This window comes from Streptomyces sp. 840.1, assembly GCF_003751445.1.
GTDB lineage: Bacteria > Actinomycetota > Actinomycetes > Streptomycetales > Streptomycetaceae > Streptomyces.
Genome location: NZ_RJUU01000003.1, coordinates 184,604 through 205,035, shown reverse-complemented (window position 1 = coordinate 205,035; position 20,432 = coordinate 184,604). Strand labels below are relative to the sequence as shown.

General features: G+C 70.2%; 14 protein-coding genes and 2 pseudogenes. 5 read left to right on the top strand and 11 right to left on the bottom strand.

Translation table 11 applies throughout. The features are described 5' to 3' along the window. The first annotated feature begins 17 nt into the window (after window positions 1–17). On the top strand, window positions 18–1,319 hold the full coding sequence (locus EDD93_RS33440) for an MFS transporter (protein WP_398906588.1): 1,302 nt from the start codon (window positions 18–20) through the stop codon (window positions 1,317–1,319). 221 nt (window positions 1,320–1,540) lie between these two features. Next, on the top strand, window positions 1,541–4,405 hold the full coding sequence (locus EDD93_RS33435) for a phosphatase PAP2 family protein (protein ID WP_123531554.1): 2,865 nt from the start codon (window positions 1,541–1,543) through the stop codon (window positions 4,403–4,405). A 49-nt stretch (window positions 4,406–4,454) separates the two neighbouring features. Here EDD93_RS33435 and EDD93_RS33430 read toward each other — a convergent pair whose 3' ends face one another. From EDD93_RS33430 to EDD93_RS33395, 8 genes and pseudogenes are all read right to left on the bottom strand, one after another. Beyond that, window positions 4,455–5,222: a trans-aconitate 2-methyltransferase gene (locus tag EDD93_RS33430; protein WP_123529746.1), complete on the bottom strand. Its 768-nt coding sequence runs from the start codon at window positions 5,220–5,222 to the stop codon at window positions 4,455–4,457. Window positions 5,223–5,250: 28 nt separating this feature from the next. Next, on the bottom strand, window positions 5,251–6,864 hold the full coding sequence (locus EDD93_RS33425) for an MDR family MFS transporter (protein WP_260256143.1): 1,614 nt from the start codon (window positions 6,862–6,864) through the stop codon (window positions 5,251–5,253). A 144-nt stretch (window positions 6,865–7,008) separates the two neighbouring features. Continuing rightward, complete coding sequence (locus EDD93_RS33420; RefSeq protein ID WP_260256066.1) at window positions 7,009–7,710, bottom strand: TetR family transcriptional regulator; 702 nt, start codon at window positions 7,708–7,710, stop codon at window positions 7,009–7,011. 99 nt (window positions 7,711–7,809) lie between these two features. After that, window positions 7,810–8,601: an ABC transporter permease gene (locus EDD93_RS33415; protein WP_123525167.1), complete on the bottom strand. Its 792-nt coding sequence runs from the start codon at window positions 8,599–8,601 to the stop codon at window positions 7,810–7,812. A gap of 40 nt (window positions 8,602–8,641) precedes the next feature. Further along, window positions 8,642–9,640 (bottom strand): annotated as a pseudogene (locus tag EDD93_RS33410) (ATP-binding cassette domain-containing protein); the annotation flags it as partial. A gap of 94 nt (window positions 9,641–9,734) precedes the next feature. Beyond that, window positions 9,735–10,580 (bottom strand): DUF4097 family beta strand repeat-containing protein, encoded by an 846-nt coding sequence (locus EDD93_RS33405; protein WP_123529742.1) that lies wholly within the window; start codon window positions 10,578–10,580, stop codon window positions 9,735–9,737. 145 nt (window positions 10,581–10,725) lie between these two features. Continuing rightward, window positions 10,726–11,280, bottom strand: coding sequence for a hypothetical protein (locus EDD93_RS33400; RefSeq protein WP_123529741.1), 555 nt, complete (start codon window positions 11,278–11,280; stop codon window positions 10,726–10,728). 386 nt (window positions 11,281–11,666) lie between these two features. Beyond that, window positions 11,667–12,188: an AAA family ATPase gene (locus EDD93_RS33395; protein ID WP_123529739.1), complete on the bottom strand. Its 522-nt coding sequence runs from the start codon at window positions 12,186–12,188 to the stop codon at window positions 11,667–11,669. A 274-nt stretch (window positions 12,189–12,462) separates the two neighbouring features. Between EDD93_RS33395 and EDD93_RS33390 the strand changes: the two genes are divergently transcribed. After that, window positions 12,463–13,383 carry a GNAT family N-acetyltransferase gene (locus EDD93_RS33390; protein ID WP_123529737.1) on the top strand — a complete coding sequence of 307 codons (921 nt, stop codon included), beginning with the start codon at window positions 12,463–12,465 and terminating at the stop codon, window positions 13,381–13,383. Between the two features lie 70 nt (window positions 13,384–13,453). Here the strand turns inward: EDD93_RS33390 and EDD93_RS33385 are convergent, their stop codons facing one another. Then, window positions 13,454–15,430 (bottom strand): discoidin domain-containing protein, encoded by a 1,977-nt coding sequence (locus EDD93_RS33385; protein WP_123529735.1) that lies wholly within the window; start codon window positions 15,428–15,430, stop codon window positions 13,454–13,456. Window positions 15,431–15,639: 209 nt separating this feature from the next. On the opposite strand from EDD93_RS33385, the gene EDD93_RS33380 reads away from it, so the two are divergent. Then, window positions 15,640–16,332, top strand: a complete 693-nt coding sequence (locus tag EDD93_RS33380) for a 2-phosphosulfolactate phosphatase (protein ID WP_123529733.1) — start codon at window positions 15,640–15,642, stop codon at window positions 16,330–16,332. A 187-nt stretch (window positions 16,333–16,519) separates the two neighbouring features. Here EDD93_RS33380 and EDD93_RS33375 read toward each other — a convergent pair whose 3' ends face one another. Continuing rightward, complete coding sequence (locus tag EDD93_RS33375; RefSeq protein ID WP_123529731.1) at window positions 16,520–17,083, bottom strand: DinB family protein; 564 nt, start codon at window positions 17,081–17,083, stop codon at window positions 16,520–16,522. A 939-nt stretch (window positions 17,084–18,022) separates the two neighbouring features. Here EDD93_RS33375 and EDD93_RS33370 point away from each other — a divergent pair. Then, a complete protein-coding gene (locus tag EDD93_RS33370) occupies window positions 18,023–19,342 on the top strand; it encodes a hypothetical protein (protein ID WP_221217376.1) in 1,320 nt (439 codons plus the stop codon). Between the two features lie 277 nt (window positions 19,343–19,619). Here the strand turns inward: EDD93_RS33370 and EDD93_RS33365 are convergent. Continuing rightward, window positions 19,620–20,122 (bottom strand): annotated as a pseudogene (locus EDD93_RS33365) (MarR family transcriptional regulator). Window positions 20,123–20,432: the final 310 nt, after the last annotated feature.

Below are 20,432 nucleotides of genomic sequence, written 5' to 3'. Positions count from 1 at the left end.
CCTCCTACAGATCGGCCCTGCGGACCCCCGGTGCGGTCGCCTTCTTCCTGGCCGCGGCCCCCGCCCGGGTCGGCGTTGCCATGGCGGGTCTCGGCATCGTCTGGCTGGTCCATGCCGAGACCGGGTCCTTCGGAGCGGCCGGCCTGGTCACCGGCTCGTTCGCCGTGGCGGAGACCCTGGTGGGCCCGCAGACGGCCCGTCTCATGGACCGGTTCGGACAGCCGCGCGTCCTCGTCCCCCTCCTGTGCGCACACGCCGCAGCGATCAGCGCCCTGGTCGCGCTGGCCCTGACGGCGGCGTCCGTGGTGCCGCTCATGGCGGCTGGTCTCGCCGCCGGGGCGACCGTCCCGCAGATCGGCGCGCTCTCCGCGGCCCGCTGGTCGGCCCTGCTGCACGGCCGAGCCGAACTCGCCCCGGCCTTCGCCCTCGAAACGATGAGCAACGATCTCGCCTTCCTCCTCGGGCCCGCCCTCGCGGTACTGACGGCGACCCGGCTGCATCCGGCCGCGGGCACAGTGCTGGCGGGGGTGCTCGTCGTCGGGGCCGGACTCGTTTTCGCGGCGCTGCGCCGTACGGCCCCGTCGCCGGCCGCGAGGACCGCCCCGGGCCGCAAGACCGTCCGGGGCCGCAAGACCGTCCGGGGCCGCGAGGCCGTCCGGGGCCCGAAGCGTCTGTGGACCCGGAGCTTCGTCACGCTGCTGACGGTCAACCTCGCTCTGGGCATCTTCTTCGGCTCGATGCAGGTCTCGGTGAGCGCCTTCGCCGACGCCCACCACGCCGCCCCGGCAGCCGGGTTGCTCTACGGCCTGATGAGCGCGGCCGGTCTGCTGGCCGGTCTGGTCCACGGGCGTCGCCACGGGCGCACCCGTCCCGAGCACCGGCTGCCCCTGATCCTGGCCTTTCTCGCCTGCGCGTCACTGCTGCCGATGCTGGCCGGTTCCCCCTGGCAGCTCGGACTCGCCCTCCTGCTGCCCGGCGCCGGAGTCGCGCCGTGCATCATCGTCGCCTCGACGCTCGTCGAGGCGACGATGGACCGGTCGGTCCTCACCCAGGCCTTCACCTGGACGAACTCCGCGTGCGCGGCGGGCATCGCCGTCTCCGCCGCGCTGGTGGGCCGGCTCGTCGACGGTCCGGGCGGCGCGCGAGCCGGCTTCGCCGTTCCGCTCCTGGCCCTGACCGCAACAGCAGCCCTGACCTGGTCCGCCCGTATCGCGCTCACTGCGGCCGGCACGCCCGGCACGGGCACTGCGGCCGGCACGGCCACCACGGCGACCGGGCAGTTGCCGGCGGGGGCGGATTCGACAGGCGCCGCTCCCTGACCCCCGCGACGCGCGGCACCCGGGCCGACCGCCGTTCGACCTGAGTGGCGCGAACAGGACACCGCGGCCTCCTGGTCGTTGACATGTCTCCTACCGAACCCTCAGGCTCGCTCGTGACAACGTTGTCCACCGAGAAGAGGCGAGCCGTGCGGGTGTTCAGCAGACGTGGCAGGGACGCGGGCAGCGGTGCCGTCGTCGCCGTGCTCGTAGCGGCGTCGCTCATGGCGGGGCCGGGCCCGGCCGCGTCCGCCGCCCCGTCCGGCGCGGCGGACGCGGCCGTGGCGGCGGGCGGGTACTGGGCCACCTCGTACGAGCCCGGGACGCCCGTGCCCGCAGGATTCCCGGCCCGCGGGCAGACCCGGAACCTGCGCGGCGAGACAACCCGCGTCACCACCACCGTGCGCGACGTGCGTTCGGGCCACCCCAACGACGCGAGCGCGCGGGAAGGCGTGACCAGCCTCGCGGATCAGGACTCCGGCACCAAGTGGTACGCCCGTGACAGCGGACGGCCCACCGGGGACGAGCCCGTCTACGCGATCTACACCCTGCGCACCCCGGCGGCCGTCACCGGCTACTCCCTCACCTCCGCGAACGACGCGCCGCCGCGCGACCCGGCCGCGTGGACCGTCCTCGGCAGCGACAGCGAATCCGCCGCCACGGATGCGGACGACACCTCGTGGCACGTCCTGGACCAGGAGAAGGAACAGCTCTTCGGCGCCCGGGGGCAGAGCAACTTCTATCCGGTCGGCGCCACGCACGCGTACCGCCACTACCAGCTCCGCATCACCGACAACTGCGCCGACCGGTGCGAGGGTTCGGCCGGTGACCGTTCGAAGCTCCAGCTGGCCGACTGGACCCTGCGCAGTTCCGCGGGGTCCGCTCCCTCGGCCCTCGGGGCCCGGGTCGAGAACGCCGACTCCGTCGGTGCGGCGGACGGTTCGGCCGCGCTGCGGTACGCGGGCCGGGTCCTCGCCCCCGGACCGGCCTCCGCCACGGTGGTCCTGCGCTCCGGCCTCGACGTCCCGCTCGTGCGCGGGTCGCGGCTGAGCTACGCGGTCCGCCCGGACGACGCCGACTCCGCCCACGTCGCGCTCGACGTCCTCTACACCGACCCCGACGGCCGCCATCCCCGTACCCACGAGGTGCGGACGGCGAACGGGACGCTCACCCCGGGGAAGTGGAACACCGTCTCGGCCGGTCTCGACGCCCTCGCCGGGAAGCACGTCAGCGAGATCCTGCTGCGCTACGACGACGCGCACGCCAAGTCCGGCTCCGTGACCGCAGGGTGGCTCGACGATCTCCGTGTCGGCAAGCCCGTCGTCGACGCCTCGGCCACCTGGAGCTACCTCGACACCCCGGGCGTCGACCCGGCGCGCGGGGACGAGGACCGCACGGCCTGGACGAGGACCGGCTTCGACGCGGGGGACGTCCCCTGGAAGACGGCCTCCGGCCCCTTCGGGGCGAAGAACGACGGCACGGATCTCGGGACCGGCTTCCCCGTCCGGACCAAGCTGAGGCTCCGCAAGGACGGCGGCGACAGTACCGAGGCGTACTTCTTCCGGACCTCGTTCTCGATGGACCGCGACTCCCTCGACGCGACCGGCGGGCTGCTCGGCACGGTCGTCTACGACGACACCGTGACCGTCTATCTCAACGGCCGGCGCATCGCCGGCCACGGCGACGGAAAGATCACGAAGAACCTCCAGTACGAGACCCCGGACGGGACCTCCGGCGAGGGCGACCCGGTCACCGCCCGCTTCGGCGTTCCGGCGTCGGCCCTGCGCGTGGGGACCAACACCCTGGCCGTCGAGGTCCACCAGTGCAACAGCACCAGCTCGGACGTCTACTTCGGGCCCGGCCACCTCGCGCAGACCACCGGCTCCCTGCCCTTCAGCGACGAGCAGCTGGGCACCTCGTACGCCTCCGACACCCAGCCCGTCGCGCCCGGCGGCGGCGACTACTTCACCTGGCTGCTGCGCTCGTTCGACGCCGCCCGGGACGAGCCGTCGATCATGGGGGCCAACGAGGTCCTGCCGAAGGGGACGACGTACGAGGAGCTGGCCGCGCTCGACGACCGGACGGTCGTCGACATCAACAACGCCCCCTCCGGGCCCGCCGACCCCCAGGTCCACAAGGCACTCGTGGACGGCGCGAACAGTCCCTACCGCACCATGGCGGACGGACTGGGCACCACCCTCGGCCGGCTCTACGGCCAGGCGCTGAAGAACGGTGAACTCCCCAAGACCCAGGCGCTGCTGTCCGGCCGCGTCGAACACACCGCGACCTCGTCGGCCGACTGGTACCAGACCGCCAAGAACAACTACCAGTACAAGCGGCCCTTCGTCCGGATGGGGTTCACCGACGACAAGGGACTCATCGAGCCGTGGGACAGCCCCGGCGGCTACGCCGGTCTCGCGGGCGACGGCTCCTTCCCGAGCGGCCACACCAGTCACGGCTACGCGCAGGGCATCGTCCTCGCCACCCTGCTGCCCGAACTGGCACCGCAGATCCTGGCGCGCGCCTCCGAGTACGGGAACAACCGCATCCTGCTGTCCTTCCACTACCCGACCGACATCATGGGCGGCCGGATCGTCGGCGAGAAGACAGCCCAGCTGCGCTGGTCCGACCCGGAGTTCCGCACACTCCTGGAAGAGGCCGGGACGGAGCTGCGTTCGGTCCTCGGGCAGAAGTGCCGTGAGGCCGGAGCGGGCGGTTCGCTCGCACGGTGCGCGGCCCGGGGGACGCCGTACCTCCCGACGGCCGAGGCGCTCAAGGTGTACAAGGAGCGGCTGACCTACGGCTTCCCGCACATCGCCGCCGAGGGCCGGCCGCCCGCCGTTCCGGACGGGGCGCAGGACCTGCTGCGCACCTCGCACCCGAAGCTCACCGGAGCCCAGCGGCGTGCCGTGCTGGCCGCCACCCAGATCCCCTCCGGCTCGGTGCTGGACGAGCAGGGCGACGGGGGGAGCTGGCAGCGGCTGGATCTCGCGGGTGCGATGACCGCGAAGGTCACCGCACACCACGACGGGACGCTCACCGTGAACGGGGTGCGGGTGAACGCCGAGGGGGTCCGGACCGGCGAGTAGCCGCCTGTCGCGCGCGGGGCGGCGGAACGCGGACGCGAGGGCTGCGGCGCTACCGCTCGTCCCGCCGACGGGCGAGATGGACGACGATGTCCGCGGCGATCTCGACCGTCCCGGGCAGCACCCGCAGGATCTGACCGAGAACCCGCGCCTGCTGCGGCTGCGGCAGCATCAGGTAGGCCGAGACGGTCGAGAGATAACCGACGTAGTCGCCCGCGCTCATCGTCAGGTTCCGTTCGATCACCGACTGCCGGACTCCGGTGAACCACTCGGACCGCTGGAGTTCGGTACCCGGCCACTGCATGGGGTGCCCGGCCGCAGTCCCGTCCGGGGAGGGGACATCGTCGCTTTCCAGGAAGGGCGCCCGTGCCGCGCGGACAGCCTCCTCCACGGCCGGGTCGACCAGTCCCATCGGCCCGGCGAAGGAGGCGAAGACGCCACCCGGCTCCAGCAGTCCGGCCACGCGGGACCACCGGCCCGCCGGGTTCGTCCAGTGCAGCGCCGCCGCCGCGTAGACCAGTCCGTGGCTCTCGCCCGGCCGGAGGTCCTCGAAGGCGGCGCATACCGTCCTGACGCCCGGCGGCACATGCTTGCGCAGTTCGGCGAGCATGGCCGCGTCGGGATCGGTCGCCGTGACCGAGACCCCGCGCCGGGCGAGCAGGCGGGTCGCCTTGCCCGTCCCGGCGCCGATCTCGAGCGCGGTGGTCACCGGCCGGCCGGCGTAACCCGTCACCACGTCGAACAGCTCGACGGGATATCCCGGCCGGAACCGCTCGTACGCCTGCGCTATTGCTCCGAAGCTCAGTGCACGGTCAGACATGCCGTGCATCCTGACACGGTGCGTGTCCTCAGTGCCTGGTCGTTTCGGGCGACCCGGCCTCCCCCTGCCGGGCGGCGGGAGCCTTGTCGAGCAGCGGCCGCTCCGCAGGGACCTCGGAGTCGGGGGCTGCCTCGGCCGCGAGGCGCTCCATGCCGCTGGTCGTCTTGAGGGGCTTCTCCCTGACGAAGAGCACCGCCAGCAGGCCGAGGAACGCGAAGGGCGTGGCGATCAGGAAGAGATCGCCGGTGGCGACTCCGTAGGCGTGCTCGACGATGTTCTTCATCGGCTCGGGCAGCGTGGTCATGTCGGGCACGGCGCTGCCGTGGCCGCCGGACGGTGCCGGGATGCCGTTCTCCGCGAGGCCCTTGCTCATCTCGCTCGCGACCCGGTTGGCGAGCACCGCGCCGAGCACGCTGGTCCCGATGGTGCCGCCGAGGCTGCGGAAGAAGGACAGTACGGAGGTGGCCGCGCCCAGTTCGTGCGCGGGTACGTCGTTCTGGGCGGCGAGTACCAGGTTCTGCATCAGCATGCCGACGCCGATGCCCATGAACGCCATGTAGACGCTGAGCAGTCCGAAGTGGGTGTCGGCGTCGATGGTCGACAGCATGCCGAGCCCGGCCGTCATGATCACGGCACCGGCGACGAGGTACCGCTTCCACTTGCCGGTCGCGGCGATGATCTGCCCGGCGACGGTCGAGGACACCAGCAGACCACCGATCAGCGGGAGGCTCATGAGGCCCGCGACGGTCGGCGACTTGCCCAGGGAGATCTGGAAGTACTGCGAGAGGAAGACGGTTCCCGCGAACATCGCGATGCCGACGAAGAAGCTGCCCAGGGTGGTCAGCGTGACCGTGCGGTTGCGGAAGATGTCCAGCGGGATGATCGGCTCGGCCGCCCGCGACTCGACGAAGACCGCGGCGGTCAGCAGGACCACGCCGGTCAGCACGAGGGCGGCGGTCTGCCAGGAGGCCCAGTCGAAGTTGTTGCCGGCGAGTGAGGTCCAGATCAGCAGCGCGCAGACACCCGCGACGATCAGGAAGGCGCCCAGCCAGTCGATCCTGACCTGCCGGCGTACGGTCGGCAGCTTCAGGGTGCGCTGGAGCAGCAGGATTCCGGCCAGTGCGAACGGCACACCGACGAAGAAGCACCAACGCCAGCCGAGCCACGAGGTGTCCACGAGGACGCCCCCGATGAGCGGACCGGCGACCGTGCCGACGGCGAAGACCGCGCCGAAGATCCCCGCGTACTTGCCGAGCCTGCGCGGCGGGATGATCGCGGCCATCACGATCTGGGCGAGCGCGGTGAGGCCACCGGCGCCGATGCCCTGGATGACCCGGCTGACGATCAGTGTGTTGACGTCCTGCGAGAAGCCCGCCACCAGGGACCCGACGACGAACAGGCCGAGCGAGAGCTGGAGCAGCAGCTTCTGGTTGAACAGGTCCGCGAGCTTGCCCCAGAGCGGCACGGTCGCCGTCATCGCGAGGAGTTCGGACGTCACGACCCAGGTGTACGCGGACTGGCTGGCGCCGAGGTCGGCGATGATGCGCGGCAGCGCGTTGGCGACGACGGTACCGGCGAGGATGGCGACGAACATGCCGGCCATCAGGCCGGACATCGCCTGGAGTATCTGCCGGTTGGACATGGAGGAAGGCGCCTCTTCGGGCGCCTCGATTGTGGTCACGGAGTCCTTCTTCGGTGCTGGGGCAGAACAGAGGTCGGCGGTGAGGAGGCGGGCGGCACGGGGGCGGCCGGGCCCGCAGGAAGCGGTGGGGCCGCAGAACCGGGGCTACCCGGGCGGCCGTGGCAGGCCTTGGGCGAGCTGGGCGAACACCTCCTGGAAGGTGGCCGCGAGCTGCACTTCTCCGGGGTGGTCGCACCAGTGCTCGATGGCGACCCGGACAGCGGTCTGGGCGATAGCGGCGAGCAGTTGGGGGAAGAGGCTGTCGCCCGCGGTGCGGGACGGCGCCCCTGTGTCCCCCGAAGTCACGTCCGTGGCGGGCGCCCCGGCGGCGAGCCAGTCGGCGATCGCGGCGGCGAGGGCCCGTTGGTCCGCCACCTGGGCCTGGAGGCCGCGTTGGATGAGGTGGGGGGAGCGCTGGAAGACCTTGGCCTGCAGCGCCCAGAACTCCTTGCGCTGTTCGAACCCGTCGAGTTCGTCGGTGAGGGCGTCGCGGATCACGTCGAGTGGCGGACGGTCGGCCGGGGCGAGGCGCACGGACTCCCGTACCCGCTCGCCCACTTCCTCGTCTATCAGCACGAAGGCGTCGTCGTGGCTGGGGAAGTAGTTGAAGAACGTCCGGGGCGAGACTCCGGCGGCCTCACTGATGGCCTCGACCGTGACGTTCTCCACGCCGTGCACGGCTGCCAGGCGGACGGCGGCTTCCGCGAGGGCGTTGCGGGTCGCACGCTTCTTGCGCTCCCGAAGCCCTGGCGAGGACGGCTTCCTGCGCTCCGGCGGCCCGGATGCGGAGGGGTTCTTGGTCGGCACATCTTGCATAGTAGGCAAAAATGCAGGGCCTGCAAAATTATTATGCGCCCTGCTGCTTGCCGCTCTCGGTCGCCGGTCGCCGGTCGCTTTGGGCCGGGGTTACTTCGGGTCGCGGTTGAAGGTGGTGGTCGACCAGCGGTAGCCGAGTGCGATGAGGGCGAGGGACCAGGCGATGGTGAGCCAGCCGTTGTTGCCGATTTCGGTGCCGAGGAGGAGTCCGCGCAGGGTTTCGATGGCGGGGGTGAAGGGCTGGTACTCGGCGATGGGGCGGAACCAGGCGGGCATGGTGTCCAGGGGGATGAAGGCGCTGGAGAGCAGGGGGAGCAGGATCATGGGCATGGCGTTGTTGCCGGCTGCTTCGGCGTTGGGGCTGATGAGGCCCATGCCGACGGCGATCCAGGTGAGTGCGGTGGCGAAGAGGACGAGGAGGCCGAGGGCGGCGAGCCATTCCAGGGGGGTGGCGTCGGTGGAGCGGAAGCCGATGGCGACGCCGACGGCGCCGACCAGGATGACGCTCATGACCGCTTGCAGGACGCTCCCGACGACGTGTCCGACCAGGACGGAGCCGCGGTGGATGGCCATGGTCCGGAAGCGGGCGATGATTCCCTCGGTCATGTCGGTGGAGACGGACACGGCGGTTCCCACGACGGTGCTGCCGACGGTCATGAGGAGGATGCCGGGGACGATGTAGGCGATGTACTGGGAGCGGTCGCCGCCCCCGCCGCCGATGCCGGCGCTCATGACGCCGCCGAAGATGTAGACGAAGAGGAGCAGGAGCATGACGGGGGTGAGCAGGAGGTTGAGGGTGAGGGAGGGGTAGCGGCGGGCGTGCAGGAGGTTGCGGCGGAGCATGGTGGTGCAGTCGCGTGCGGCGAGGGGCAGGGTGCTCATCGTGCGGTCTCCTTCGGCTGGCCGGGGATGTCCGGGGTGTTGGGGGTGTTGGGGGTGTTGGGGTGTTGGGGGTGGTGGTGAGGGCGAAGAACACGTCGTCGAGGTCGGGGGTGTGGACGGTCAGTTCGTCGGCGTGGATATCGGCGGCGTCCAGGCGGTCCAGGATGGTGCGCAGTTCCTGCTGGCTGCCGTCGCTGGGGATCTGCAGGGAGAGTGCCTCGTCGTCGTGGGTGGTGTCGGGCAGGGCGGTGGTGGCGTGGCGGTAGGCGGTGGGGTCGGTGAAGCGCAGGCGTACGTGGCCGCCGGGGATGAGGCGCTTGAGTTCCTTGGCGGTGCCCAGGGCGGCGATCGTGCCGTTGTTCAGTACCGCGATGCGGTCGGCGAGTTCGTCGGCCTCCTCGAGGTACTGGGTGGTGAGGAAGACGGTGACGCCGTCGGCCAGGAGCTCGCGGATGATCTGCCACATGTTGTGGCGGCTGCGGGGGTCCAGGCCGGTGGTGGGCTCGTCGAGGAAGATGATCCGCGGGTTCCCGACCAGGGTCATCGCGATGTCGAGACGGCGCTTCATGCCGCCTGAGTAGGTCGAGGCGGGCTTCTTCGCCGCATCCGTGAGATCGAAGCGTTGAAGGAGCTCGGCGGCGGTGCGCCGGCCCTCGGCGCGGGAGAGGTGGTGGAGGTCGGCCATCAGGAGCATGTTCTCCTCGCCGGTGATCAGGCCGTCGACCGCGGAGAACTGACCGGTGACCCCGATCGCGGCGCGTACGGCCTGCCGGTCGGTGGCCAGGTCGTGCCCGGCGACCCGGATCTCCCCCGAGCCCGGACCCGCCGAGACCAGCGTGGAGAGGATCTTCACCGCGGTGGTCTTGCCCGCACCGTTCGGGCCCAGCAACGCGAAGACCGTACCCGCCGGAACCACCAGATCGATCCCGTCCAGGACCACCTTGTCCCCGTACGACTTGCACAACCCACGCGCCTCAATGGCGGGGGGCCGGTCCTCGCCGAGACGGCGTTTGGATGTGGGCATGACAGATGAAGGCATGGAGCTCTCCCTTGGAGGAGTGAGGTGACCGGCGAGTCGAAAGGGTGGAGAAGCGGGGGAGGGGGAGTGGGTGGAAGGCCTGCGGGCCTGACGCTCAGGCCTTGGCGCGGAGCACGTCGATGTTGCCGTTGCGGGTCCGGGCGCGAACCTCGACGGTGTCCTCGGCCTTCCCCGGCGTCTCGGACGAGGTGAGCGTGTTACGCACCTGCCCGGATCCGGAACTGGCGTCGAGCCAGGCGGCCGTGCCCTCACGGATGCCGACCTCGATGGCGCCGTAGGAGGTCTCCAGATGCACGGTGCCCCGGGCGACATCAGCGACACGCAGGGTGCCATGGGCGGTGGTGGCGGCGACGGAGGCCTCGGCGCGGGCGATGTCGACGTCGCCATGGGCGGCCTTCACCCGCAGGTCGCCGGTCGCGGCGCCGACGGTCGTGGTGCCGTGCGAGTTCTTCAGGACGCCGGGCCCGTCGATGAGGCCGACGCGCAGGCTGCCGGAGCTGGTGGTGATCTCGGCCGTGCCCTCGATCCGGTCGACGGTGATCGAGCCGTGCGAAGCGGTCAGCCGGAGCGGGCCGGTCGTGTCCAGGCGGACGTCACCGGACGAGGTCTTCACGCGGACCTCGCCGAGCCGTCCCTCGCCGAGCACCTGGAGCCAGGCACCGGTGAGCTCGACGCCCGAGCCGGTGGGCAACTCGACCGTGACATCGACGGCGCCGGTGCGCCCGACGAGGTAACGCGGCTTCGGGGTCCTGATGACCAGGACCCCACTCGTGTACGTCACCTCGGCCTGGTCGGCCGCCCTCATGTCCTGGTCCTTCTGCGGGTCGCGTGGCCGAACCTCGACGACCGTGTCGAGGCGGTCGGCCGCGGCGAACTGGATGGAACCGGCGTACACATGGGCGTCGACCGAGATCGGTTCGGGCGTGTCGAAAGAAGGCATGGCTGTCCCGTCCTCTTGGCTCGTCTTGGGTGTTCGTGGCATCCCCGCCGGCGGGGCGTGGTGTCGGTGCGGCCGTCTCCGGGGCGGCTGGGGCCTGTCTTCAAACTGCCGTCGCCTCCCGGCAGACGGCAGTTTGCAGACAGGCTCAGCGCACCCAGCCCGTGAAGCTCTGGCTGACGGACCTGGTCTTCCCCTGGGTGCGCGGAGTGCCGGCTCCGGCCGTGTCGACCGCGCCCGACACGACTCGTACGAGCCACGCGTTCACCGACAGGCCCTCGCTGACCGCCGCTTCCTCGGCCCGGGTCTTGAGGTGGGCGGGCAGGCGCAGATTGACGCGGGCGGTGCCGCCCTCGTCCATGTCCGCTCTGGCCGGGGCCGGGGCCGGGGCCGGGGCCGGGGCCGGGGCCGCGGCGGGGGTGGGAGTCGGTGCATCGAGCGGCTCGGTCGGCTCGGCGCGCTGCGGCAGCACCACCACGAAGTCGGGGTCGAGGCCGCGAAGCCGTACGTCGACCGAGCCGGGGGCGAGTTCCCGGGTGATCTCGTCCATGGCAGCGGACAGCACGTTGAGCAGGGTCAGACGCGTGGCCGATTCCAGCGGCGCCGTCAGCCGCTCGGCGAGTTCGCGGGCTTCGTCACCCCCGGCTTCGGCGGCCACCGCCAGTTCCCTGTGGAGTGTTTCGACATACGGCGTGAGGTCCATGGCTCCACTATGGCGCCAATGTGGCGCCATTGGCAAGCGGGTGGACGTCACGCGTGATGCGGCGTGGGGTGCCGGCTATCGCCTCGGCACGCATCTGTGCAGTTCAGGGGCGGTATGTATGAGTGTGGTGCGACGATGGCGCCTGGTGGCGTCACATGTTCATCAGTAGCCGTGCGCTCGGCCTCGATGGAAAGCGGCGTCCCGTCCGCGAGGGTCCCGGCCGGAAGTCGGAAGCCAGCCAGCGGGGAGCTCCGTCGGCCGAGACCGACGAATGGGGCCGATGCCCGGTGGCCCGGAGCGGGCGATGTGGCACAGCAGGGGCGGCCGGCCCACTGGCGTCGACAGAGAGATCCGCCGAGCCCACCCTGCTATGGTCCGCTTCCGACTCAGCCGTTGACGGCCCGCGCGATCCGCTGGGCGGCCTGGGCGGGCGTGAGCCGCGTGGTGTCGACGACCTCGGCCTCGCTGTGGAGCCATGCGCGGGCCGCCTCGGCATAGGGCTCCAGGTACTTGAGGCGGAAGGGAGAGGGGCCGAGCAGCGTGTCGCCCTCGATGCGACCGCGAAGGGTCTCCTGATCGGCATGGAGGACGAAGTGCCGCACCGGAATGCCATGGTCGGCGAGACCGGTGCTGATCTCGCGCCAGTACGGCTCGACCAGGACGGTCATGGGCATCACCAGGGTGCCGCCGGCGTAGTCGAGCACTCGGCGGGCGGTCTCGACCACGAGCGGCCGCCACGGCGGCCAGTGCTGGAAGTTGTCCGTCTCGGGGAGTCCCGGCGTGATGTCCATGAGCGTCTCGCCGACCTTCTCGGCGTCGAACACCCGAGAATCCGGGATCAACTGCTGTACGAGTGCACTGGTCGTCGTCTTGCCCGCGCCGTGGGTTCCGTTGAGCCATACGATCATGGGATCCGATGCTAAGGGCTGTCCCGTAATCCCTGGTGGATCAGCGCTCGGCGTCAGATGCGGTGCATCGCAAGGCGGAGGAGCGTCCGCATACTGGATGTATTCGGGCGTTTCGACAACGCAGCGAGGTGCCGTAGCTGTCGTCGAGTGCCCGCCAGGGATTACGGGACAGCCCTTAGGGGCTGCACGGCCCGTGGTCGCGGCCGGTAAGGCGTCGAGGAGTCTCGGCCACGCCACACGGTGGCCGGCCCGGACGCTTCTGGCAACATGAAGCATGCGCCCGGACAGCTGGCACCTCACCGAGGACCTCGACGACTTCCTTGCGCGGGCCGGAGACTTCCTCCGCTCCCGTCCCGCTCTCCACAACACGCCGTTGACGGTGATCGAGGAACTGCGCACCCGCGAGCGACGCAACCGGGAACTGCGTCCCCGCAGGGCCGGTGGATACAGTGCCGATGGCACGGTCTTCGGTCTGCTTGAGGCAGCGGGCGAGGTGCGCGCGGCGTGTTATCGGCCGCCGTCCCAGCGGCTGACCCTCACGCCCCTGCTTCCTGAGCAGGCCGACAGCCTCGCCGCTCACCTGGCCGCCGTCGGGGGGCCGCTCACTGGTGTCCTCGCGGATTTCCACACCGTCACCGCGTTCGCCGGTGCGTGGCAGCGGCGTACAGGCGCGGAGTCAGTGCCGGGGTGGCGGGCCTGTCTCCACCGGCTCGGCACGCTGACGCCGCCCGAGCCGCCCCCGGAGGGCCGGGGGCGGCTCGTCGGCGAGCAGGACCGCGATCAACTCATCCGTCTGTGCGGGGAGTTCTCCGCCAGTGTCGGAGAAGTCCCCGCCGTGGACGCCGGAACCTGGGCGGGCTCGCGCTTCGCCGGCCGACGCTTCACGTTCTGGGAGACCCCGGACGGTGCTCCCGTCTCCATGGCGGCCGTCACCTCGATGATCGCGGGCATGGTCCGGGTGGACCCGGTCTACACCCCGGCCCATCTGCGGGGCCGGGGCTACGCGGGCGCCCTGGTGGCCGAGGTGAGCAGGGCGGCGCAGGCCGAGGGTGCGACAGACGTCGTCCTGTTCGCGGACCCGGCCAACCCCACCAGCACCGCCCTCTACCGGCGCATCGGATACGTCCCGGTCGCCGACTTCGCCGCGTGCGCCTTCTCCTTCTCCCGCGCCGCGGACCGGACAGCGACCGGTTGAGGACCGGGCTCAGCGCACTTGGTGCGTTGGGTGCGCTGGGTACCGTATTCCGGGCCCTGCTGACGGAGGCTCAGGCCGCGTAGATCTTGAGTCCGGAGATCTGGGCGGCAGGCCAGCCGGTGTTGGCGGTGAAGGTCAGCCGTACGTACCGGACGGGGGAGGCCGTCGGCAGGGTGAGGGTGGCGGTGTTGCCGTGCGCCGGGTCGAATCCGTGGCCCGCCGCGGCGAGCAGCTGACCGGAGACGCCGCTGTCGATGCCGCCCTGGACCGAGACCGTCTGGGTGCGGGCGCCCCAGGCGCTGGACGGCGGCAGGGTGAGCACGATCCGGCGGACGGTGGTCGCCGCGCCGAGATCGACCTGGATCCACTGGGGGAATGCGCCGTTCGTGGACTCCCAGTAGCTGTTCGGGTCATCGTCCACCGCGTTGCCGGAGCCGTAGCCCTGGGTGTGGCCGCTCTCCGCGGTCGGCCGGCCCAGGGCCAGGTCGGTGGTGCTGCCGGCCGTTGCGGTCGTGGCGGTGACCTGATTCGACGGGAGCGAGACGCCACCGGCCGCGTCGAGCGCGACCACGTGGAAGACGTAGTCGGTGGACGGGGCGAGGCCGGTGACGCTGAACGACGTGCCGGTCGCGGTGCCCACCTGCATGCTCGTCTGGCCGTTCACCCGCAGCACGCGGTAGCCGGTGACACCGACGTTGTCCGTCGACGCGTCCCAGGCCAGCGATACCGAGTTGCTGGTGCGGTCGGTGACCCGCAGCTGCGTCGGGGCGGTGGGCGGGGTGGTGTCGGCTCCGCCCTGGGCCTTCGGAGGGGTGGGGCGGACGGCGGTGAGGCCGATCTCGCCCTTGAGCATCCGGCCGCCGTCGCCGGTCAGTCTCAGGTAGTAGTCGGAGGAGCAGGCGGTGCCGTCCTCGTCCAGTGCCAGGAATCCCGACCCCGTCGGTACCGAGGCCTGGGTCTCGGCGGTCTTGGCGATCTGGTTGCCCTCGTTGTACTCGTCGAACATCGAGATGTAGATGCCCTGCACTCCGGCCCGGCACATGTTGTAGAACTGCCGCCACATGAAGTCGCCGTGCGCGCGCTGGCGCCCTGACACGTCGCCGGGCAGCACGCACGGCTGGTAGTCGATGCCGTGCGCGGTGCAGTCCGCCTCGTCGCCGACCGTGTAGGTGGAGTAGGCGTTGTCGGAGTCGCCCGCGTTACCGATCGCGCCGACCATCCAGGGGGAGATCATGTGGAAGGCGTGGTAGACGTCCCCGTACCCGGTGCGCGTCCCCGCGCCGCCCGTGCGCCATTCGCGCGGTACCCCGCCGATGACGTAACAGCCCTGCTCCTTGAACCAGTTGATGACGTCCAGGCAGGCCTCGGTGGAGAACGGGTGGTTCTCGTCGTTGAAGCCGAAGCCCCAGATGCAGACCACCGGCTTCCCGTTCTGGGTGGCGTACTGAGATGAGGCCGTGTGCGCCTTCATCTTGTTCGTCCAGTCGCTCTTGATCTCCGACCGCATGCCGGTCCAGCCGGTGACGTCGTACATCACGTAGAACTTCACGTCGTGCGACTCGGCTGCGGACCGCACCTTGACGGCCATCGCGTCCCGCGTCGGACCCTCGCCGCCGGTCGGGTTGAAGCGCTGCAGGGCGGCCGTGTCGATGCCGTACTGCCGCATCCACAGGAAGTGGGTATCGACGGTCTGCTGGTCGTAGGACGAGAACAGCGCCGCGGGCTGCCCGTTGCCGAGGTTGTCGTAGGCCGTGGGGTAACTGTGCGTGTACTCCCGCATGTCGGGCCAGCACTTGGTGCCGGTGTTGGACGGCGACGGCGGCCGGCCCCAGTCCTGGGTCCAGTGCCACCAGCCGTTGATCGGGGCGCCGTCCCCGGCGCAGGCGAACCACCCCTGATAGCCGACGGTGACCTTCCCCACCACATCGCCGGGCGGACTGCCCGCGGCAACCGCGGCCCCTGCCAGGGCGGTCTGCGTACCCCCTGCCGCACCCACGGCCGTGACCGCGATCACCGCTTGCATGAATGTCCGGCGCGTGACGCCCATCAGGAGACTCCTCGACTAGGTCAACTCCGGTCATCCCAGGGCTGGTTGGGCAACCGGTGGGTCAGGATTCCGTTTCGGGGATCGTAACGACGAGGTTACGCATCGGCAATAGTGTGCGCACATTGCGAAAATATTGACGGAGATGACGCAAAAAATGCTTCTTGCTTGTGGGTGGGTGTGAGTATGCGCGATCACGACGGGATGGACGCATGATTCATCGGGATGCCGAGGTGGCCGAAGCTCCGTCCGTGGCAGTCGTCGTGGACGTCATGCGTGCCTTCACGGTGGCTGCCTGGGCCTTCGCGCGAGGGGCTGAGAAGATCGTCCTCGCCGAAGCGCTGGACGAGGCGCTGGTGCTCAGGGCCCGCCATCCGGACTGGGTGACGCTCAAGGACGGCGCGACGGCCCCCGGGTTCGACATGGTCCATTCACCGGGTCTGCTGAGGTCTGCCGATCTCGGCGAACGGACCGTTGTGCAGAGGACCACGGCGGGCACGGCCGGCGCGCTCGCGGTCAGGGAGGCCTCGCTGGTGCTGTGCGCCGGCTTCGTGGTCGCGGAGGCGACGGCGCGTCTTCTGCAGGCCTGCGAGTGTCCCGGTGCCACCTTCGTGGTCACTGGCGAGGACGGACGCGCCGAGGAGGACCTGGCTTGTGCCCAGTACATCGCCCGGAGGGCAACCGGAGCCGCGACGGGGGCCGCTGAGCACCTCCGCCGCGCCGGTGAGTCACGCGCCGCCGCCGAGCTGGCGGCGGGGGCGCGTCAGGGGGCCCATCCCGATGACGTCGCGCTCTGTCTGGAGCTCGACCGGTTTCCCTTCGCCATGGTGGCGACTTGGCAGAACTCGCTCATGACCCTCCGCCCTCGCGCCGTGCCTCGGCTGGACGCCGGGCGTTCGGTCTGACGGAGGCGGCGCTGCGTGCGCGTGCTCCGGGCCGGGCCGGGGCAAGCACGTGGAACGTACGTCACAAAACGACTGAAGGCCTGGCGCATCCTCCCGAGCTCCGCACTGACCCCGCGCGCGCCACCAGCCTTCTGCGCGCTCTCCTGGTCCTCTCGAACCTCGACCTCTCACCCTGACAGATGATCAGTCATATCCGGCGCGGTACGGCTCCGTCCTGCCAGCGGTAGAGGTCGCGCAGCAGGGAAATCTCGGCGCCGTGATGGATCAGCTCCCTGTTGACGTGCAGGACCCTGTTCTCCATGGGAAACCGCTCGGGGCCCACCGTGGGCGGATTGTCCAGATCGGCGTCCGAGAGCTCGCGGACCCCCGCGTTCCATCTCCCGTACATCTCATCGAGCTGTTGCAGCGCCTCGTCAGCGGTCCCCGCGTAGGCGAATGCCTGGGACTCGAGGTCTTGGCCGCCGAAGTGCCATCCGACCCGATAGCCCAGGCAGGAGACGATGATGTGCGCCAGCCGCCAGGCAATCGTGGTCACCGGCGCAGGCACCGGGGCAGGGGACGCGAAGTCCATCGTCCATTCCCCCGGACCTTCCGACATCGGCGCGGCTGACGTGCCACGTGGGCGGATGCTCCAGCAGCCGCGCACCGGCTCCCAGAAGTACTCCTCGTCGGTAAGACCCTCCAGCCGTGGCCGCAGGTTCTTGCTCCAGTACCAGTCCAACTGGTCCGCGAGTCGCTCGCTTCTTGCCATTTCCGCACACTACATACAACGGAGACCTGGCTGCGCCCCTCGCGGACGCCGTCGCCGCCGGTGGGCCGCGAGACGCACCGCACCAGGAGATGACACTGGGGCCTGATGTGCCCTTCGGGCCGCGTCGCCGCGAGCGGCTCAGCCTTGATCGATGACATGACGGGCGATCAAGACCGCAGACTGCCGCCCGCAATCAGCATGAGCATCCCGAGCGAGCGCCACGCCAGAGCTGCCGACCTGCGCGTTCGAAGATGGCGAAGACTCATTGATCATCTACGGGGCGATGATCACCTCGTACGACTCCCTCTCGAGGATGCGGTCCGCGACGACGGCCCGGCCGAGTTCACCTCCCGCCCCGTGTTCTCGGTCAGGGGCACATGGGCCCGGATGCAGGGCGCGTATGCGCCGTGGGGGCTGTCCCGTACGACATCGACGTGCCACGCCCCTGCCGTCTTCGTGGGGATGATTTCCGTGCACTCGGAACCGTTCGTGCCGCCCTCCACGGAGCCGGCGAAGGGAAACTCGTCGCAGGGGTCGTCCGTGACGCCGGGATCCTTCTTGAACGGGTCCGGGCCCGCCGTGCACGACTGCCTGCGCTTCTTGGCCGCCGCCTGCCCACCGGAATTACGCCTCAGCGGATGGGGCAGTTCTGGGCCGGTGCGGCGGTCGCCGGTGAGGTGCCCGGGGTGAGGAGGGCCGCGGACAGGCTCTGGTGCGGCCATGGCCGCGAGCAGGTGTCTGACGCATTTCAAGGGTGATTCCCCTCGATCGGTGGTGTTCGGTTCCACCAGGGATCGAACCGGCCCGGCGCCCGCGCGCACAGGGCGGAACAGGCCCCTCCTTGGTCGGTTTTGGCCCGTTGCGGGCTCACACCGCCGTCTCCGTGGCCGCTACATTCACCCCTTGACCGAACACACACAAGCAGGGGGAAAAGCAACGATGCGCCCCACAAGAACCGTCAGCCGCACGAGCAGAACGCTCATGGCCTGTGCCGTCTCGGCTGCTGCAGCCACCGTGGGACTTGCCGTCTCACCGGCCACCGCCGCGCCCGCCGCCGCACCCGTCGCCGCCTCGCAGGCCGAGTCCGGCAGCGCCTGCACGGCGACCGACCTCGGCACACGGCACCCGTACATCAGGACCTCCGAAGTGGTCCCGACGATCACCCACTTCACAGGCTGGTACGTCACCGACGGCTCGACCGGTACGCAGACCGTCAACACCAGTGTCCAGACGACGATCTCGGTGTCCGTCGGCCTCACCGGTAACGTCGAAGGCAGCTTCGCCGTCGAGACCCTCGGCACGGTCGGTGCGAGCCTGGGCCTGAACGTTCAGGTGAACTACACCTCCACCAGCAGCGCGTCGACGTCCGTCACGTGGAACTTCGGCAATCCCGGCTATTACGGCCTCTACAAGGGCACCAAAAAGGTCACCGGTACGTACGGCAGCCTCAACTGCAACCGCGTCCAACAGGACGACGGCAGTTGGGCGCTGAAGTGGATCGAAGGGTCCGACACCGGCAGCTACACCACCTACACCGCCCTCGAAGAGGGTGCGGTGCGCTGCGAGGACAGCGTCCCCGCCAACAGCATCATGCGCAAGGCGCAGGACCTCCTCGACTGCGGCTCCGCCACCGCCACCGCGATCCACGCGGCGGGTCCCGTCTCCTCGGCGAAGGCCACCAAGGCCAGGCACGAAGCCGAGCAGGCCACCAGGACCGACGAGAGCGCGGAGGCCATCGGAAGCCCGGCCCCCGCCACCCGTACCCCGGCCCCCGCCACCCGTACCCCGGCCCCCGCCACCCGCGCCGCCCTGAACTGCCAGCCCGCCGTCTACAGGATCGACGTCCCCGGCAAGCCGCTGAACTGGAGTGCGCCGCTCCTGGCCAACGACGGCGTCCGCCTGCGCGAATCCAACTTCCTCAGTGCCCACCTGGACAACTGGCGGCTGTGCAATGTGACGGAGGACAACGGCGTCATCGAGGCGTCCCTGTGGAACTGGGGCAACGGCGGATGCGCCACCATCCCGGCGAACACCGCCCACCAGGAGCAGGTCAACCTGACGACGGCAACCTGCGTGGAGGACGACCTCCAGCGGTTCTACATCTACCGCGACGTACCCGGCAGTTCGAAGATCGGTGTGCAGAACAAGTACAGCGGCTCCATGATGGGCCACGACCGGTACGCGGACGGTGAGTTGATCCGCCAGTACTCCAGCGGCAGACAGGACGGTACGGGTACGTACGCCCTGACCGGAGTCTGACGGCCGCCGCTCCGAGGGACGCGGCCCCGCACACGAACCGCCGGCCTTCCGGTTCCGTGCGGGGCCTTCCGGCTCTGTGTTCCGGAGCTGGGTCCGCGTCTCGCCCCGTGTCGCGATGGTCTCGGTGTGGGGCGCAGCGCGGACCGGTGTGCCATGGCGGGATCTGTCGCCGAGTACGGTCCGTGGCGGACGGTCCACGGGGCGTATTCACGCAGCCCCCGATGAGCACGCGCCTGCCGCACCCTTTCCCGGCCGGGTCCGGCAGGTGCCCGTGACATCAGAACGGGTGACCGGAAGTCCCGTCGCCCTCGACATTGGCCACCATCTTGCGCAGTACCTTGAGCGCGGCCACGTACTCCTCGTCGCTGATGCCCTGGTGAACTACGGCGCGTACCTCGGTCGCCAGCGCACGGAGCCGCGCTCTGGCGGCCTCCCCGGCATCCGTGAGGTGCAGGCGCTGCCCGTCATCGATCCGGAGCCATTGGCGGCAGAGCAACTGGTCGACGGCCCTGGCGATCTCGTGCGGCCCGTCGGCAAGGTGTGTCAGCTGATCAACGACCTCCGCACGGTCCGGCGCCGTGGGGTCGCCGTTCACGCGGTTGAGTACCCAGTACTGCGGCTGCGTGGCGTCGATCCTGGCCATGGCGTCACGCAGCCGCCGGGTGAGGTCGTATGGGTCAGCCCGCACCAGTAACCGACCGGCTGAGTGGCCAGCATGTCCTCGGTCGCGGCCGGGTTCGCCGGCGCCTGGTCAGGGGTGGTTCCGATCGGCGATTCCATGATCACGACGCTACATTCCGCCCTGCGCACTGAACCCTCGGAATGCGCCATTCCCTGCAACTCGTCCTGGATGAGTACCGGAACCGCCGACCGTCGTCATTCTCGGGGCGCGGCCGCCGCGCAGGCCGCCGTGCCGCGATCCTGCGCGGCAACCTTGGAGATCATCTCCTGTGGCTCGTACATCGGGGCTCGGAACTCGGCGGAGCTCGGCGCTCGGTGTGATGTGGTGCGGAGTCCGATGGTGCGGCACAGCTCCGGCGTCAAGAATCACCAGATGCATGAAGTGAAGCTGTCCGACGGGATCGTCGCT

Excerpts from the sequence above, each read along its gene's own strand:
- EDD93_RS33435 (WP_123531554.1), top strand. The coding sequence starts at position 1,541 with ATGGCGGGGCCGGGCCCGGCCGCGTCCGCCGCCCCGTCCGGCGCGGCG.
- EDD93_RS33430 (WP_123529746.1), bottom strand. The coding sequence starts at position 5,222 with ATGTCTGACCGTGCACTGAGCTTCGGAGCAATAGCGCAGGCGTACGAG.
- EDD93_RS33425 (WP_260256143.1), bottom strand. The coding sequence starts at position 6,864 with ATGTCCAACCGGCAGATACTCCAGGCGATGTCCGGCCTGATGGCCGGC.
- EDD93_RS33415 (WP_123525167.1), bottom strand. The coding sequence starts at position 8,601 with ATGAGCACCCTGCCCCTCGCCGCACGCGACTGCACCACCATGCTCCGC.
- EDD93_RS33405 (WP_123529742.1), bottom strand. The coding sequence starts at position 10,580 with ATGCCTTCTTTCGACACGCCCGAACCGATCTCGGTCGACGCCCATGTG.
- EDD93_RS33400 (WP_123529741.1), bottom strand. The coding sequence starts at position 11,280 with ATGGACCTCACGCCGTATGTCGAAACACTCCACAGGGAACTGGCGGTG.
- EDD93_RS33395 (WP_123529739.1), bottom strand. The coding sequence starts at position 12,188 with ATGATCGTATGGCTCAACGGAACCCACGGCGCGGGCAAGACGACGACC.
- EDD93_RS33390 (WP_123529737.1), top strand. The coding sequence starts at position 12,463 with ATGCGCCCGGACAGCTGGCACCTCACCGAGGACCTCGACGACTTCCTT.
- EDD93_RS33385 (WP_123529735.1), bottom strand. The coding sequence starts at position 15,430 with ATGGGCGTCACGCGCCGGACATTCATGCAAGCGGTGATCGCGGTCACG.
- EDD93_RS33380 (WP_123529733.1), top strand. The coding sequence starts at position 15,640 with ATGATTCATCGGGATGCCGAGGTGGCCGAAGCTCCGTCCGTGGCAGTC.
- EDD93_RS33375 (WP_123529731.1), bottom strand. The coding sequence starts at position 17,083 with ATGGCAAGAAGCGAGCGACTCGCGGACCAGTTGGACTGGTACTGGAGC.
- EDD93_RS33370 (WP_221217376.1), top strand. The coding sequence starts at position 18,023 with ATGCGCCCCACAAGAACCGTCAGCCGCACGAGCAGAACGCTCATGGCC.